Below are 14,083 nucleotides of genomic sequence, written 5' to 3' on the forward strand. Positions count from 1 at the left end.
ATGACCCGCGACCCGGCCGCGGGCCTGGCCACCGCCTACACCGCCGGCACCCTGCGCCTGCCCGGCTTCGGCTGGGGCAGCGGCCAGGGCTAGGTGACCACCGCCGACACCATGACCGAACTGCCGTCCCTGGCCACGCGGACCTGGGCGACCTCGGCTTCTACGTCCGCCTCGGCGAGGAGACCGCCGCCCGCATCACCGCGGAACACGATCAGGCGCCACGCCACCGTCGCCGCTGAGCGAGCCTGTGACTCGGGCTTGGCTTGGCCGCCCTCCCCATAGGCCACGACCTCGTAGATCGCTTCTATGATCACTGGGGTGGATCTCGACGGACTGATCAGGGACTTGTCGGCGCCGGATGAGGAGACCTGGAGACCCGCCTGGAACGCCTTCAAGGAACTCGGTGGCGCCGGGGTTGACGCGTTGGTGGCGGAACTGGTCGATGAGGAGTCGCCTCTGGACTGGGCCCGGGCGGGCACGCTGCTGAGGCAGCTGGGCGATCCGGCGTTCTGCGCGGTCCGTGACGCCGTCGCCGCCGACCTGCCGGATGAGCCGGCCCGCCGGGCACGCTGGACGTTCGGTGGTTTCTTCGGCGAGCACTGGGATCGCCTCATGGAGTCGCTCGAGCATCCCTCGCCCGACGTCCGGGCGAGTGCGGCCCTCTGCCTGCAGAGGATGGGCGAGGAGGCACTGCCCGCCTCCGACGCCCTGATCCGGCTGCTCGGTGACCCCGACGCGAACGTGCGACAGCGCGCCGCGTGGGCGTTGCAGGAGATCGGTCCCGGAGTGCTGGACGCGCTGCGGAAGGTGCGCCGCTCAGGTCCGGCCGCGTATCGCCCCGCCGCCTTCCGCACGATGGTGAACATCGGCGGACCTGACGTCCTCTCACCCGAGGACCAGGAACTGTGGCGGCGTTACCTCGGGGCCAAGGCCGCCGCCGACCGCCCGCAGTCGATCTGGGAGAACAGCTGCTTCGCCGTTCCCGGTGGTGAGCAGGAGGATATCCTGAAGACCCTGGAGTTCTCCGACCCCGGCCCGATGTACTTCGATCTGGGACTGGCCGTCGCCAGTGGATCGTGGTGGACGGCGCCACCGGTCGAGCATCCGGATCGGGCGGAGGCGTTCATCACTCCCGAACTCGACGGCTGGACGCTCATCGTCAGCGGCTGGTGCTATCCCGCATGGGATGAGAAGTGGTACGCCCGCACACGGGACGCACTGCGACGGCTGAGCACCCGGTTCGGCGTCGCCTGGGGATTCGCCGGCCGCGGCTATGGCGGAACGGCGGCGTGGGCCTGCGCCAAGAACGGTGAGCTCATCTGGGAACGCGAGGTCACCGATGACGACGAATGGGGCGAGGACGACCCCACCGAGGGCATCGACACGGACGAACCACTCGGCATCGATCCCACCGCACTGACCGAGGACACTCCCATGCACGGCACGGGCCTGCGCGCGCTGACCCCCTACGGGCGCGACGGCTCCACGCAGTGATGAATAACCCAGAGTTCCCTGACCGTTCTCAGGCAGAAAACCACTCGGCTAACAGCCCGGACGGCGCCTAGCCTGCCGCCATGGACACCGGCAGTGGAAGTGACCTCGTCCGAGCTGGCTACAACGCCCTGTCCCACCACTACCGCGGCGACGACGACGATCCAACGGAACAGTACGACGCCTGGCTGGCTGACCTGCGAACTCGTCTCCCCGGACACGCAGACGTCCTCGACGTCGGATGCGGATGCGGCATCCCAGTCGCCCGATGCCTCAGCACAGCCGGGCACCGTGTGACCGGCGTGGACGTCAGCGATGTTCAAATTGAGCGCGCCCGTCGCCTCGTCCCGGACGCCACTTTCATCCGAGCGGACGCCACACAGCTACGTTTCCCGAACGGCTCCTTCGACGCGGTGGTCTGTCTCTACGCCCTCATCCACATGCCGCTCGACCAACAACCCGGCCTTCTCCGGCGCATCGCCCAATGGCTACGCCTGGGCGGATGGCTTCTGACGACCGTCGGCCAAGACGCCTGGACCGGCGCCGAGGACAACTGGCTCGGCGGCCCCGCCACCATGTGGTGGAGCCAGGCCGACGCGGCCACCTACCGGTCATGGATCCAGCAGGCCGGCCTACAGGTCACCGCCCAGGACTTCATCGCCGAAGGAGACAGCGGCCACGCACTCTTCTGGGCGCGCCGCCCCTCCGGTTCCACCGAACCCAAGGGCCAGAACCGCCCATAGAGCCTGAGAATCCATGGGTTCATCGTGAGAACCCTTCAGTTCACTCGAACTCTGGGCCGAAGATCGACGAAACGACCCACGAAGGTTCCAGCGGGTAATAACCCCAGATCAAACCCCCACAGACAGTCGCGAACCCTTAGCGCACGATCTCGTGGAGATGTTCCTCAACCCCCGAGTACGACTGGGCGCGTATCCCGATCCGGATCGGCTGGGCGCGCGGGCGGAGACATTGGCTGCCGGCCCGCCGCGACCAGATCGCCTATTACGTCCGCTACGGCCCGCGCCAGCCTGGCCGACCTGGCCTGGAGCGCCGGGGCACGCTGGCGGATCGAAGAATGTTTCCAAAAAGGCCACTACCAGATCCGCAGCCGGCGGGCCTGGTACGCCCACATCACCTTGTCGATGCTCGCGCACGCCTGGCTCGCAGTCTCCCGTTCCCCGGCCATAAAGGGAGAACCGGCTCCGGCGAACCCAGCATGATCGCTTACACGCTACCGGAAATCCGCCGCTTGTTGATCAAGCTGGTCATCCACGGCGTTCACACCGCCGAACACGTCTGGTCCTGGTCGACCTGGCGTCGCAAACGCCAGCACCAAGCCCGCCTCAGCCACTACGGGTGACGTGGCTGCCCACTCACGTAAATGCCGTTGCGGTAGTAGCTGATGACCGCGTCACCTGTCTGACATCCACCGAGGAGCTGACCCGGCTCAGGCGCGGGTCAGTTCCACCACCGGGATGGTGCGAATGCCGGCGGTCTTCTTCTCGTAGTCGCGGAAGACGGGGTAGCGCTGCACCACGGTGGCCCAGATCCGGTCGCGTTCCTCGCCTTTCAGCTCACGCACCGTCACCGGATAGGTCTCGGTGCCGCTTTCGATCTCGGCCTTACCAGCGGTGGTGATGTTGTAGTACCATCCGGCGTTCTCGGGTGCACCCCAATTCGAGGCCATCACGAACACGACGTTCTCGTCGTCCGATGGCAGGTACACCATCGGGGTGACCCGCTTGATGCCGCTCTTGCGTCCTCGGTGGTGTAGCAGTAGCACCGGCATACCGGCCAGTTGGCCGCCGACCCGCCCCGCGTTCGCCCGGAACTCCTCGACGATCTGGTCGTCTATGTCGCTCATCGCCCCGCCTCTGGCCGCAGTCCGAGGTCAGCCTTTTACTATTCGTACGGTAGGGCCTCGGAGCAGCCTCCGAATGTAGCCTCGAATATCCACTTTGATCTTATCATGGTGGTCTCTTCCCAGGCGTCGGGCGGACACGACACGAGCTGTGGGAACCCGCTGGCGCGGATGATTTTGAGCTACGTGCGGGTGCGCCGCGCGGCACACGGCCAATGAGTGGACGGCCGCGGCGTGGATGAAGCGAGCGCTGTCTCGATGAGTTCCGGGCGAGGTACTCGGCACGGTCCGGGGACTGTGGCCGGTGCGACAGTCCCCCGGAATGTGGGTGACTCCACGGCGGACCGTGCCCCCCGGCACCGGCACATGCCGATGTGGGTTCGGAATCGTGGTGTACCAGGTCCACGACCAGGGCGCGGTCGGCGATTACCGATTCGTGGGTGCTGCGTCCACGGGAATGGTGGCGAGCAGCGCGCGGGTCTCGGCGACGACGCGGTCAGCGAAAGCGGGGTGACGCACTTGAGCGGAGCCAACCATCGGCTTGCCGTTCTCGTCGTAGTACACCCCGGTCCGATCCGACCCGTCGGTCAGTACCTCGGTGATCATCCGCGCGACACGCTTCGGGGGGCTCCAGTACTTGATGAGTGGCGCGAGCGGCGCGGCGACGTACTTCGCCAGAAAACGGGCGGCGGCGTTCGCGTCGCGGCCGAGGCCGGTGCCCGGATTGAAGCCCGGTTCGACCGCGTTGAACCGCAGCCGCGGAGTCTCACGCGCGAACGCGAGCACGGTGGCGAGGTTGCACTGCTTCGAGGTGGCGTACGCGACAGAGGGCAACTGCTCGACCTGTCGTTCGCCCTGCTCGACGAGGCCGGGATCATGCCCTACTGCCTCTACATGTGCGACATGATCCCGTTCAGCGAGCACTGGCGGCTGGCGGTCTGGGAGGCCCAGCGACTGCAGCACGCCATCATGGGCTACCTGCCCGGCTTCGCCACCCCCCGCATCGTGTGCGACGTGCCGTACGTGGGCAAGCGCTGCGACTGGTGGCACGGATCCGAGTAGAGGGCCTTCAACTTCGGGGCGCGGTGTCGTTAGCGCGCTTCACGTAGCCATGCCACAAGGTCTCTCGGAGTTGCGAGGGCTCTGCTAACGACGGTCTCCATTCTGATTCACTCCGTGCCCCGGTGCGGTGGTGCCCGTGTCCGCTTGGGCGGCGTCCGGGTGGAGGGGGGTGATCTCGGGCAAGGGGGCCTCCCACAGGGGTACGCCTTCCACTCGGGCGATCCGCCATCCTCGCGGGGTGCGGGCGGCGGTCAGGTGGTAGCGCTCGCCGAAGAATCGCCCTCCCTCTTCTGGCTGGCCGACGAAGACGGCGAGCAGGTTGGCGGTGATCGTGGCTGTGTCACCGTCCACGTCGATGAGGGGGTTGGTGATGAAGCTCTGGGTGAGCACGCCGACGGGGCGGACCCTGCGAGCCTTCTCCACGAGGGCATCGATTCCCTACACTGCACCGCTCGCAGTGCTGACCGACGCGTCGTCGGTGAAGACGGTCCGCACTTCCCCGAAGCGCTTCTCGTCCACACAGCGCCCGAGGCGGGCCACGAGGTCGGTGAGCTCATGACGGTCGACGTGATCCATGACTCCCCCACATTGTTGACTATTCCAACGTTGGCGTCGCCAATCATAAGCATTTGTAGGTCTCACCAACAACTTGGAGGGCTGACGGCCATGAGGACGGACGCCCAAGCACTGCCCATGCGTCTCAGCCCGGCTGGTCAACCGGGTCGGCGCGCACAGCCAACGAATGGTCTGGTGACAGAACGGTTCGCCGCTGCCAGCGCGTGCGGCGGACGTCGGCAGCGAGTGACGACGGGGGCGCCCGAGAGCAGCCTGGAGTCTGGTGGGCTCGGGCGGGCTCGGTGTCAGGTGGTCGTGCCGTCCACGATGGTGAGGCCGGTGGCCAGCAGTCGGCTGGGCTGGAGCCCGAACATGCGGTGGAACGCGTCGCTGAAGTGCGCAGAACTCGCGAACCCCGCGTCGGCCGCGGCGCTGGTGAGGTCCCCGCCCGCGCCGATCGCCCGGCCTGCGGCCAGCATCCGCGCCCACAGCCGGTAACGCCGGAAGCTCGTCCCAGTTTGCGCCTTGAACAGATGCAGGAACCGTGACGTGGACAGCCCGCAGGCGGCGGCGCCCTCCTCGGCGGTGACGGTGCGGTGGGTCTGCGCGAGCAGCAGTGCGGTGACGGCGCGAATACGCGGGTCCGTGTAGTGCGGCCCAGCCGGGTCGTCAGGGGCCGCCAGGTCCAGCCAGTCGCGCGCCGGGCCGACCGAGCGCAGGTCCGCCGCCAGGGCCATCAGGGCACTTTCGTCCCGGTGGCCGGTCCGGACGGGTGCGCCGCCGCCGGTCATGCGCCGCTCGCAGGCAACCGACCGGGGAGAGCCCGGGTCGAGATAGCAGAACAGCATCCGGTCGCCCTCCGCGGTCAGCCTGTGCCGCACGCGGGGCGCGATCAGCGCGCTGCGCGCCCGCACCGAGGCCGACCCGTCCGCCGCCCGCACCTGAAACGGGGCGTCGAGCCCGACGGCCAGGCAGGCGACCGAGCCCGCATGCGTGCCGAGCCCGAGCGCCGGCCCGGCGTAGATCGCCTGACCGGGCCACAGCCACAGCACCGGGCCGTCGTCGTCGCGGCACGTTCGTGAAAGCGGGGACGGGCGCACGGGCACCATCCTGGCGGCATGACGACATCGATCGCGATCTGCGCTGCCGTGTTCTTCTTCGGGATGGGCCTGTACGGCCTGGTGGCGCCAGCCGCGCTGGTCAGACCGTTCGGTATCACACTCGGCTCGGCCGAGGCCCGGACCGAGGTCCGCGCCGTGTACGGCGGGTTCGGCGTCGCCGTCGGTGGCCTGCTGATCTGGGCGGCGACCGCGTCCGGCACGGCCCGCCAAGGGGTTCTGGCGGCCGTCGGCGTCGCCCTGCTGGGCATGGCCGCAGGACGGTTGACCGCGCGGGCCGTCGAACGGCCGACGGCGTTCTACCCCTCGTGGCTGTACTTCTGGGTCGAGGCCGCCGGTGGCGGTCTCCTGCTGGCGGGGGCGGCCGCATGATCGCCCCCCGGCGGCACAGTCCCACCGACCAGACGATCAATGCCCGACAGGACTTGTCGAACACGTTCACGACGATGGCGATCGCCGCGTTGAGCTTTCGGCATGGCGGCGGTCAACGGGCCGGACGGGCGTCACTGCGCGAATGGGGGTCGGTGCAGAACACGACAACGCAGTTATTGCTGGACGACGGCTACACCGTGGTGAAGGGGACGGTGCGCAGGTAGTCGCGCCATTCCTTCACCACCGGCTCCCCGGCGTGCGCGTCGAGGTGCCGGTCGAAGTCCCGCACGAGTGCCGCTGGACGGGCGGACGGCAGCGTGACGGCCACATGCACGGCTGGGCGCGCGCATGCGATCGCCTCTTCCAGCTCTCCCTGACGCAGCAACGCCTCGCCTCGATGGACGAGCGTGAGATGGTGTCCGCGAACGTGTGCGGGATCGCCCGTGCGCAGAGAGACGTCGATGCTTGCCTCGGCCCGCTTGTGTTCGCCGATCAGCCGCCAGGTCCATCCCACTTCGGATGAGAATTCGGCGATGCCCTGGTCGGACGCCCAGTGCGGAATGCCGTCTCCGCCTGTCGCCTTGGCGAAGGTCTTCTCGGCTTCCGCGATCAGCTTTTCCACACGGCGAGTGGTGTGCCTGTCCGGAGTGTCGGCGAGATCGACGCCGAGTGCGGTGCCGCGGGCTTCACGGAGGATCAGGAACGCGCGAATCCGGGGATTGGCCTGCCGGGCCGCGTTCTGGGCGGCGCGGGTCAGCCGTACAGCCTCGTCCGGCTTCTTGAGGTCGATGGCCTGACAGGCCATCCAATGCAGCGTCCACGCCGCGATGAGTGGATCGTCAGCGGCCTTGGCCAGCCGGAGCGCCTGACCGTAGTGCGCTTGGGCCAAGCCGTGCTGGTGCAGGTCGTAGGCCGTCCATCCGGCCAGGTAGCTCATGGTGGCAGCCGCCGTCATGAGCTGCCCGCCCACCTCGTCGGTGTAGCCGCCGTTCAGCAGTGGCTTCAGTTGGCTGTCCATGAAGGCGACGACCGCCGGGCGTACCAGGCCGCTGCCGTGGTGACGGTCCATGACGTTGAAGGCGTCATAGGCGTCACGTACGCGTTGAACGTCGGAAAGGCCGACGGTGCGGCCGTTGGACGAACTGTGCGCGCGGCTTTCCACACCGGGATCGAGCGTGTAGGAGAGCAGCCATTCCGACAGGACCGCGGGCATGAATGGCAGGGCACTGAGGAGGCCACGTCGGATCGGGTCCACGTCCCACTCCCACAACTCGCTGGCGTCCTCCACAGTAGCCGCCAGCGAGATGCGTGTGACCCCCTCACACAGCCAAGGGAACGGCTGGTACTCGGCATGCTCGTCTAGCCAGGACGCGACCTGGTCGAGTGTGGCGGCGAAGGCCAGGGCGATGCGCGCTCGCTGAGTCGCGTGAGGGTCCACCTTGCCCTGCTCCCAGCGCGCCCAGGTGGAGGGCGACACTCCCACTCGTTCGGCGGCCTGCTCCTGGGAAAGGCCGAACCGTTTACGTGCTGTGATCAGCCCGGGTCTTGGGCGAAGGATCCGTACCGCCATGACTTCCCCACTCTTCGTGATCAAGTTCTCACTCATTGTCCGATGAGGCTGGTGAGAGCGGCTGAACTCTCCGCGAAATGCTCAGCAAATGCCTAGGAGGCGGCCGCCGTATCGAGTGATGAGGCGCCGGACGCTCTCCACGTCGATGGTCCGGATCGTCACCCTGCGTGAGTGTCGGTCGTCGGTCGTGAGGGAGGAGTTGGGATGTCGGTGGGAGCGGAGACGGACGAGGTTCGGCACTTGGAAGACCTTCGTCTCGCGCTTCGGGAGGTGGCGCCGGAGTTCTACGCCCGGCTGCACCGGCCGTGGCGGAGGCCGGCGTTTCTGCACGTCAACAATCCGGCGGCTGCGGGACGGTTCGCCGAGGACATCACCGTGCAGCCCGGCGACGGGCTAGAGACGTGGTTCGCGTGGTCGTGGGGCGAGCGGATCACCCCCACCACCAACCCCGAGATCGCCGCGCAGGCGGTGGTGCGTGTGCTGGCCGTCGAGAACCCGGGCGGACGGTGAGGCGCGGTGGAGGACGACCGGGCGCCCGACGACATGGCGATGCTGTGGCGACTGCGCCGGGCGTATCCGCACTGGGCGTTCCTGCACGACACGCGTACCTCTACCTGGACCGCCCTGCGAGGACGCGACATGACGATCGTGCGGCGCGACCCCACATCGTTGTGGTTCGCCGTGGATGTGGCGCAGAGCCAGTACTGGACGCGGTGATTGGCTTTGACGGGACGCACGCGCCGCCTTTCGGCTCCTGGCGGAAGCGGTGGGCGGCGCGGCTGCTGAACCGGCTCGTCCGGGTGATGCGCGCCACGGCCGGACGGCGACGCGTCACCACGGCGAGCGCGTGTGCCGTGTGGCGGTGAGACGTGACGGTGGCCCGGGGCGGCCGGGATGGGTGGTGGTAGGAGTCGTCCCACCCGGTTCGTGCCGTGATGTCGGACGGGCCGCCGAAGAGGTCGCGGTGTTGGCCGAAATGGGAGGCGTGGTGCGGGTCGGAGGGCTACAGTAGGGCGTTGGAACCGAAGGGAGGTGTGGTTTATGGCCGTCGCTGTGGTTGTCGCTGCCCGCGACTTCGAGGCCGACCACATTTCCCGGGTCGCCGGCTGACGCATTCCCGCGCGCCGGGCGGCCCCTTCACACAAGGGCTCCATCCATTGTTCGACTCTTCTGACGTCCTTGCCGCCTACGGCTGGGACGAGTACTTCGATGACGCCTTCACGGCGTACCGTGCCGAAGGGCTGGTGCCCGCCCGTGTCGTCCGCGTCGATCGCGGGCGTTGTGACGTCGTCACCGAGCACGGGCCCGCGCGCGCCGACACCTCGCGGGTGGACGGGCCGTGCACGGGTGACTGGGCTGTGCTGCGGCCCGGTGACCAGCCGGTGGTCACGCACCTGCTGCCGCGTCGTACGGCGATCGTGCGGTCGTCGGCGTCCGGCCGCTCGCAGGGCCAGGTGCTGGCCGCCAACGTCGACACGGTCGCGGTGACCGTGTCGCTGGCCGTCCCGGTGGACCTGGGACGCATGGAGCGGATGCTCGCGCTGGCCTGGGAGAGCGGGGCCCGTCCCGTCGTCGTGCTCACCAAGGCCGACCAGGTCGTCGACACGTCCGAGATCGAGGCGGAGGTCGCGGCGGCCGCGCCCGGCGTGGACGTGGTGGCCGTCAGCGCCGCCACCGGGTTCGGCGTGGAGGCGGCCGCCGCGCTGCTCACCGGCACGGTGGTGCTGATCGGGCCGTCCGGCGCGGGCAAGTCCACGCTCGGCAACGCACTGCTCGGCGAGGAGCGGCTCGCCACCGGTGCCGTGCGCGCATCGGACGGCAAGGGACGGCACACCACCGTGCACCGCGAGCTGCTGCCGCTGCCCACAGGCGGCGTGCTCATCGACACGCCGGGGCTGCGCGGCGTCGGCCTGTGGGACGCGGCGGACGGGCTGGAGCAGACGTTCGCCGACATCGAGGAACTGGCCGCAGACTGCCGTTTCGCCGACTGCGAGCATCGCGCCGAGCCGGGATGCGCCGTGCTGGCGGCCATCGAGGACGGTGTGCTGACGCGTCGCCGTCTCGACAGCTACCACAAGCTGGTCCGCGAGAACGAGTGGATCGCCTCGCGCAGCGACGCGCGTCTGCGCGCCGAACGCGAGAACCGGTACAAGGCGATCAGCAAGTCGCTGCGGCAGAAGTACAAGCACGACGGGAGGAAGCGATGAGCGGCTGGAAGACGCGGACCGAGACCTCCCAGGACGCCGCCGGGGTGCGGCGGGTGCTGCGGGCCGCCTTCCCCACCGCCGAGGAGGCCGATCTGGTCGAGGCGTTGCGGCGGGACGCGGCGTGGCTGCCCGGCCTGGCGTGGGTGGCCGAAGGCCCCGGCGGCGAGGTGGCCGGGTACGCGCTGCTGACGCGGTGCCACGTGGGTGACGTGCCCGCGCTGGCGTTGGGGCCGGTCGCCGTGCTGCCCGCGTTCCAGAGAAGGGGCGTGGGCGAGGCGGTCACGACCGCCGCGTTGCGCGCCGCCAAGCAGCGGGGCGAACGACTGGTGATCGTGCTTGGGCATCCGGAGTACTACCCGAGGTTCGGGTTCACGCGGGCGTCCGGGTTCGGCATCGGGGTGTCGTTCGAGGTGCCGGACGAGGCGCTGATGGCGCTCGTCCTCGCTGAGGGAGCCGACGTGCCGCGAGGCGTCGTCCGGTATCCGGCGCCGTTCGGGGTGTGAGTGAGACGGCCCGGCCGGCACCGGCCGGGCCGTCGCCCTACGGGGCGGGCAGGGGCATGGCGGCCAGTTCGGTGCGCGCGCGGCTTTGCGGCAGCCGGTTCAGGGCCTGGAGGGCTCGGCCCCAGTACTGGTCGGCCATGTGGTGGGCGCGGGCCAGGGCGCCCGTGTCGTGCAGGATCTGATGCACCTGTTGCAGGGACGGGGCGCGGCGGGTGAGCGCGCGTCGTAGTGTGCGGCGCTGCTGGCCGGTGCCGCGCTGGTAGGCCAGCAGGAGCGGGAGGGTGGGGCGCCGGTTGCGCAGGTCGCTGTCGGCGGGCTTGCCGTTCTTGGAGGTGGCGTCGCCGGTGCGGTAGGCGAGCATGTCGTCGCGGATCTGGAAGGCCATGCCGTACTGCTCGCCGTAGGCGGCCAGGGCGTCGACCTGCTCGGGGCCGGCGCCGCCGAGCACGGCCCCGGACTGGCACGCCGCGCGGGTGAACACGGCGGTCTTGCCGTGCGCCATGGCCAGGTACGTGTCGACCGGGCAGTCGAGCCGTCCGGCCAGCGCGAGTTCGTCATAGGCGCCGCGGCAGGCGGCGGCGCCGGCGTCGGCGGCGATCCGCATCGTCTCCAGCACGGCCTGGAGCGGCACGCCTCGGTCGGCGACGCGGACGAGCGAGCCGAGTATCTCGATGAGCAGCGAGTTGCCCGCGATGATGGCCGGTTCGACGCCGAAGGCGATGTGGACCGCGGGACGGGATCGGCGGATGTCGTCGCCGTCGATGATGTCGTCGTGCATCAGGCTGGCGGTGTGCGCGGCCTCGCTGCCCACCGCCACGGGCAGCACGTGGTCCAGGCGGCCGCCGACCGCCAGGGCCGACCAGACCGTCAGCAGCGGACGCACCAGCTTTCCGGGCGGGATCAGCGCATAGCGCTGGACGCGGCCGAGGCCGTGGAGCGTGGCGGGCCAGCGTTCGGCGAACTCGGCCCGCAGCGCCGCGTCGACCTCCTCTGGAGTCCACTCGTGAGGCTCCTGTTCGCGGCCCGCTGACCTGGCCGATCGCACGACATGGTTGATCACGATGGTCTCCAAGGAAAACGGGGGGTACAGCGGGCGGTGAGCTGTCGGGGGGCATCGTGGCTGGCGATACCCGCCCGGTTCACTCGTCAGCCCTTCCGTTCGCTGAGTCGTGTCACTGTCGGCGCGTCGACGCCGATACCGCCGTGGGGATACATGGCGGGTGCCGCAGCGGCCCCTAAGCTGCGTTACGCAATCAGATCACTACGGTTCGCGGCACTCTGGAGAGCGCATGACGGAGCCGCCCGCGGGGCATGTCGCCTGCATCATGGACGGCGGTCCCCCTTGGCCCCGGGACGTTGAAATCGACCGCCTCCACGTCCAGCCCGCTGTGGAAACGGGATTCGCCGCGGCGGTGGACGCCGCGATCGAGGCGGGAGTGCGATGGCTGACGTTGCTTCCCGCCCCCGGTTCGGGTGGTTCGGAGGAAACGGCGTGGAAGGTGCTGGAACCGGTACTGGACGCGAACGCCGAGCATTTGCACGGCCACGGTGTACGAGTCGGGTTGCTGGGTGGCGAAGAATCCACGCTCACGGACGATGTGGCGCATCGGCTCCGCCGCGTCCGGGAACTCACCGCCGGTAACACCGGCCTGCGTCTGACCTTGGCCCTGACCCACGACGGCGGCGAGGCGCTCCCGGCCGCCGTCCGTGCCCTGATCGCCGGTAGCGGGTCAGGTTCCCAGAGGGCTGGCGATGCCGCGACCGGCGGGATCAGCGTCGGTGCCCTGGCCGAGCGGCTATGGCAGGACACCGGGCTGCCCGAGGTCGACATGCTGATTCGCACCGGTGGCCGCCATCGCCTGTCAGGCGCGCTGCCCTGGCACTGCGCCGACGCCGAGCTGGTCTTCCTGGACGTGCCGTGGGCCGATTTCACCGCCGAGCACTTCCGCCAGGCGCTGGAGCTCTACCGGCTGCGCCGTGCTCTGGACGAGCCACAACCCCCGGACGAAGCGATCACCCCCACGGTCGACACCGCTCTGGCCCGTTCGTCGGCGGCCTCTCTGCTGGGGGCGGCGGTCAAGGCCACCGGCCTGTTGAGGTCGTCGGCCGTCGCGGTCCCGGCGCGCGTGCCCGGGCTGGGCAGGCTGCCCGCCGGTGCCGGGGTCCTGGTGACACTGCCCGCTGAGGTCGCCGGGCGCCTGATGGGCGACCTGTGTGACACCGCCCGCTTCGCCACGTCCCGCCTCACCGGGATTCTTCTCGACCACGTGGCCGACACGGCCGCCGAGCGGGACGCCGTCCTCGCCGACGCCTCCGAATCCGAGAGGTGGAACGAAGGGGCGAACGTGCCCGGGCCAGGCTTCGACCGAGGTGAATCGTGAGTCTCGCGCCTGGCTGGGAGCACTCGCTGACCGCCGCGCGCATCGTCGGTGACCGGTTGCGCGCCGACTACACCAGCGCGGCCGACATGGTGCGGCGCAGGTATCCCGATATCTTCCTGCTGATGCGTCTGGGGGTTCCGGCGGAGATCCAGCCGCATCTGGTGGCGTTCGCTTCTTTCTGCGTCAAGGGTGACGCATTGGTGGACCTGCCCGTCGGTGAGCGCGACCCCGCGCGTTTCCATGCCTGGGCCGACCAGGTCCGGGCGGCGCTGGCGACGGGAACGGCCGAGGAACCGTACCTGCGCGCGTTCCTGCACACGTTCGCCGTATGCCGTGTTTCCCACGGCGACGTGCTGGCTCACCTGAGGGGGCAGGCCGTCCACCTTTACGTCACCGGCTACGCCACCGAACAGGAGTACTACGACGATCTCGCGCGGGTGGTCATGACCACCGCCCGGTTCGTCGCGGCCATCTGGGGCACGGAGGTGTCCCCCGCGGAGGAACGCCTGACGTGGCTGGTCATCGATGCCGCCCAACGCGTCGATCACCTGGTCGACCTCGCGGAGGATCTCCGCGACGGCCGTCTGACCATTCCCCAGACCGAGCTGTTGCGCTTCGGTGTCACACGCGCCGACCTGGAGGCCGCCCGCGACACTCCCGCGGTCCGGGCCCTGATCGCCCACCGGGCCGCCAAGGCCCGCGTCCTGCTGCGGGAGATCAGGACCCGGCTCGACCACGCCCGTCAGCCGATGAAGCTGTGCTACCAGTGCATGGTCCTGTACTACGACCAGCATCTGGACGCCGCCGAGCGTCGCGGAGCCGCGATCGACCGCGGTCTGCTGCGGTATCTGCGTCCCCGCCCTGCCGCCCTGGGCAAGGGCCTGACGGACATACTGCTCAGCCGCCTCATCGTCGGAGCGACGGCCGCCTCGAGAAACCGCGCATGAGCGTCCCCCGGCG

The 14,083-nt window shown here is 69.4% G+C and carries 18 protein-coding genes and 2 pseudogenes; 13 read left to right on the forward strand and 7 right to left on the reverse strand.

The window, feature by feature from the left end; translation table 11 throughout:
• Window positions 1-89 precede the first annotated feature (89 nt).
• Window positions 90-314 (reverse strand): hypothetical protein, encoded by a 225-nt coding sequence (locus tag ABZ801_RS34195; RefSeq protein ID WP_360706004.1) that lies wholly within the window; start codon window positions 312-314, stop codon window positions 90-92.
• Window positions 315-318: 4 nt separating this feature from the next.
• On the opposite strand from ABZ801_RS34195, the gene ABZ801_RS34200 reads away from it, so the two are divergent.
• From ABZ801_RS34200 to ABZ801_RS34215, 4 genes and pseudogenes are all read left to right on the forward strand, one after another.
• On the forward strand, window positions 319-1,494 hold the full coding sequence (locus ABZ801_RS34200) for a HEAT repeat domain-containing protein (RefSeq protein WP_360706007.1): 1,176 nt from the start codon (window positions 319-321) through the stop codon (window positions 1,492-1,494).
• Window positions 1,495-1,574: 80 nt separating this feature from the next.
• Complete coding sequence (locus tag ABZ801_RS34205; protein ID WP_360706009.1) at window positions 1,575-2,234, forward strand: class I SAM-dependent methyltransferase; 660 nt, start codon at window positions 1,575-1,577, stop codon at window positions 2,232-2,234.
• A gap of 173 nt (window positions 2,235-2,407) precedes the next feature.
• Window positions 2,408-2,714 (forward strand): annotated as a pseudogene (locus ABZ801_RS34210) (IS701 family transposase); the annotation flags it as partial.
• A complete protein-coding gene (locus tag ABZ801_RS34215) occupies window positions 2,711-2,854 on the forward strand; it encodes a hypothetical protein (protein ID WP_360706012.1) in 144 nt (47 codons plus the stop codon). The pseudogene ABZ801_RS34210 and the gene ABZ801_RS34215, both read left to right, overlap by 4 nt.
• Before the next feature lie 87 nt (window positions 2,855-2,941).
• Here the strand turns inward: ABZ801_RS34215 and ABZ801_RS34220 are convergent, their stop codons facing one another.
• Window positions 2,942-3,358 (reverse strand): nitroreductase family deazaflavin-dependent oxidoreductase, encoded by a 417-nt coding sequence (locus tag ABZ801_RS34220; RefSeq protein WP_360706015.1) that lies wholly within the window; start codon window positions 3,356-3,358, stop codon window positions 2,942-2,944.
• A 423-nt stretch (window positions 3,359-3,781) separates the two neighbouring features.
• Window positions 3,782-4,141: a hypothetical protein gene (locus ABZ801_RS34225; protein WP_360706017.1), complete on the reverse strand. Its 360-nt coding sequence runs from the start codon at window positions 4,139-4,141 to the stop codon at window positions 3,782-3,784.
• A gap of 90 nt (window positions 4,142-4,231) precedes the next feature.
• Here ABZ801_RS34225 and ABZ801_RS34230 point away from each other — a divergent pair, with 90 nt between their 5' ends.
• Window positions 4,232-4,417, forward strand: a complete 186-nt coding sequence (locus tag ABZ801_RS34230; RefSeq protein ID WP_360706019.1) for a hypothetical protein — start codon at window positions 4,232-4,234, stop codon at window positions 4,415-4,417.
• Between the two features lie 84 nt (window positions 4,418-4,501).
• On the opposite strand, the pseudogene ABZ801_RS34235 reads toward ABZ801_RS34230, so the two are convergent.
• Window positions 4,502-4,993, reverse strand: a pseudogene (locus ABZ801_RS34235) (nuclear transport factor 2 family protein).
• A 284-nt stretch (window positions 4,994-5,277) separates the two neighbouring features.
• Complete coding sequence (locus tag ABZ801_RS34240; RefSeq protein ID WP_360706020.1) at window positions 5,278-6,072, reverse strand: AraC family transcriptional regulator; 795 nt, start codon at window positions 6,070-6,072, stop codon at window positions 5,278-5,280.
• Window positions 6,073-6,090: 18 nt separating this feature from the next.
• Between ABZ801_RS34240 and ABZ801_RS34245 the strand changes: the two genes are divergently transcribed.
• Together ABZ801_RS34245 and ABZ801_RS34250 are read left to right on the forward strand one after the other, a co-directional pair.
• Window positions 6,091-6,462: a DUF4345 domain-containing protein gene (locus ABZ801_RS34245; RefSeq protein WP_360706023.1), complete on the forward strand. Its 372-nt coding sequence runs from the start codon at window positions 6,091-6,093 to the stop codon at window positions 6,460-6,462.
• Window positions 6,459-6,686, forward strand: a complete 228-nt coding sequence (locus tag ABZ801_RS34250) for a hypothetical protein (protein ID WP_360706026.1) — start codon at window positions 6,459-6,461, stop codon at window positions 6,684-6,686. The genes ABZ801_RS34245 and ABZ801_RS34250 overlap by 4 nt, the downstream gene beginning before the upstream one ends.
• Here ABZ801_RS34250 and ABZ801_RS34255 read toward each other — a convergent pair.
• Window positions 6,653-8,068, reverse strand: a complete 1,416-nt coding sequence (locus ABZ801_RS34255; RefSeq protein ID WP_360706028.1) for a helix-turn-helix transcriptional regulator — start codon at window positions 8,066-8,068, stop codon at window positions 6,653-6,655. The genes ABZ801_RS34250 and ABZ801_RS34255 overlap by 34 nt on opposite strands.
• A gap of 204 nt (window positions 8,069-8,272) precedes the next feature.
• On the opposite strand from ABZ801_RS34255, the gene ABZ801_RS34260 reads away from it, so the two are divergent.
• From ABZ801_RS34260 to ABZ801_RS34275, 4 genes are all read left to right on the forward strand, one after another.
• Window positions 8,273-8,542, forward strand: a complete 270-nt coding sequence (locus tag ABZ801_RS34260) for a hypothetical protein (protein ID WP_360706031.1) — start codon at window positions 8,273-8,275, stop codon at window positions 8,540-8,542.
• A gap of 6 nt (window positions 8,543-8,548) precedes the next feature.
• A complete protein-coding gene (locus ABZ801_RS34265) occupies window positions 8,549-8,749 on the forward strand; it encodes a hypothetical protein (RefSeq protein WP_360706034.1) in 201 nt (66 codons plus the stop codon).
• 440 nt (window positions 8,750-9,189) lie between these two features.
• Window positions 9,190-10,239 carry a ribosome small subunit-dependent GTPase A gene (gene rsgA, locus ABZ801_RS34270; protein WP_360706037.1) on the forward strand — a complete coding sequence of 350 codons (1,050 nt, stop codon included), beginning with the start codon at window positions 9,190-9,192 and terminating at the stop codon, window positions 10,237-10,239.
• Window positions 10,236-10,742, forward strand: a complete 507-nt coding sequence (locus ABZ801_RS34275) for an N-acetyltransferase (RefSeq protein ID WP_360706040.1) — start codon at window positions 10,236-10,238, stop codon at window positions 10,740-10,742. Before rsgA ends, ABZ801_RS34275 begins: the two co-directional genes overlap by 4 nt.
• Window positions 10,743-10,779: 37 nt before the next feature.
• Here the strand turns inward: ABZ801_RS34275 and ABZ801_RS34280 are convergent, their stop codons facing one another.
• A complete protein-coding gene (locus ABZ801_RS34280; RefSeq protein ID WP_360706043.1) occupies window positions 10,780-11,802 on the reverse strand; it encodes a polyprenyl synthetase family protein in 1,023 nt (340 codons plus the stop codon).
• A 229-nt stretch (window positions 11,803-12,031) separates the two neighbouring features.
• Between ABZ801_RS34280 and ABZ801_RS34285 the strand changes: the two genes are divergently transcribed.
• Window positions 12,032-13,123 (forward strand): undecaprenyl diphosphate synthase family protein, encoded by a 1,092-nt coding sequence (locus ABZ801_RS34285; protein ID WP_360706046.1) that lies wholly within the window; start codon window positions 12,032-12,034, stop codon window positions 13,121-13,123.
• Window positions 13,120-14,070 (forward strand): squalene/phytoene synthase family protein, encoded by a 951-nt coding sequence (locus ABZ801_RS34290; protein WP_360706049.1) that lies wholly within the window; start codon window positions 13,120-13,122, stop codon window positions 14,068-14,070. The genes ABZ801_RS34285 and ABZ801_RS34290 overlap by 4 nt, the downstream gene beginning before the upstream one ends.
• The last annotated feature ends 13 nt before the right edge of the window (window positions 14,071-14,083 follow it).

It is taken from the genome of Actinomadura sp. NPDC047616 (assembly GCF_040642915.1).
Taxonomy (GTDB): Bacteria; Actinomycetota; Actinomycetes; order Streptosporangiales; family Streptosporangiaceae; genus Spirillospora; species Spirillospora miaoliensis.

Coding starts and splice junctions, on each gene's coding strand:
- ABZ801_RS34205 (WP_360706009.1), top strand. CDS start 1,575: ATGGACACCGGCAGTGGAAGTGACCTCGTCCGAGCTGGCTACAACGCC.
- ABZ801_RS34215 (WP_360706012.1), top strand. CDS start 2,711: ATGATCGCTTACACGCTACCGGAAATCCGCCGCTTGTTGATCAAGCTG.
- ABZ801_RS34220 (WP_360706015.1), bottom strand. CDS start 3,358: ATGAGCGACATAGACGACCAGATCGTCGAGGAGTTCCGGGCGAACGCG.
- ABZ801_RS34230 (WP_360706019.1), top strand. CDS start 4,232: ATGCCCTACTGCCTCTACATGTGCGACATGATCCCGTTCAGCGAGCAC.
- ABZ801_RS34245 (WP_360706023.1), top strand. CDS start 6,091: ATGACGACATCGATCGCGATCTGCGCTGCCGTGTTCTTCTTCGGGATG.
- ABZ801_RS34250 (WP_360706026.1), top strand. CDS start 6,459: ATGATCGCCCCCCGGCGGCACAGTCCCACCGACCAGACGATCAATGCC.
- ABZ801_RS34255 (WP_360706028.1), bottom strand. CDS start 8,068: ATGAGTGAGAACTTGATCACGAAGAGTGGGGAAGTCATGGCGGTACGG.
- ABZ801_RS34275 (WP_360706040.1), top strand. CDS start 10,236: ATGAGCGGCTGGAAGACGCGGACCGAGACCTCCCAGGACGCCGCCGGG.
- ABZ801_RS34285 (WP_360706046.1), top strand. CDS start 12,032: ATGACGGAGCCGCCCGCGGGGCATGTCGCCTGCATCATGGACGGCGGT.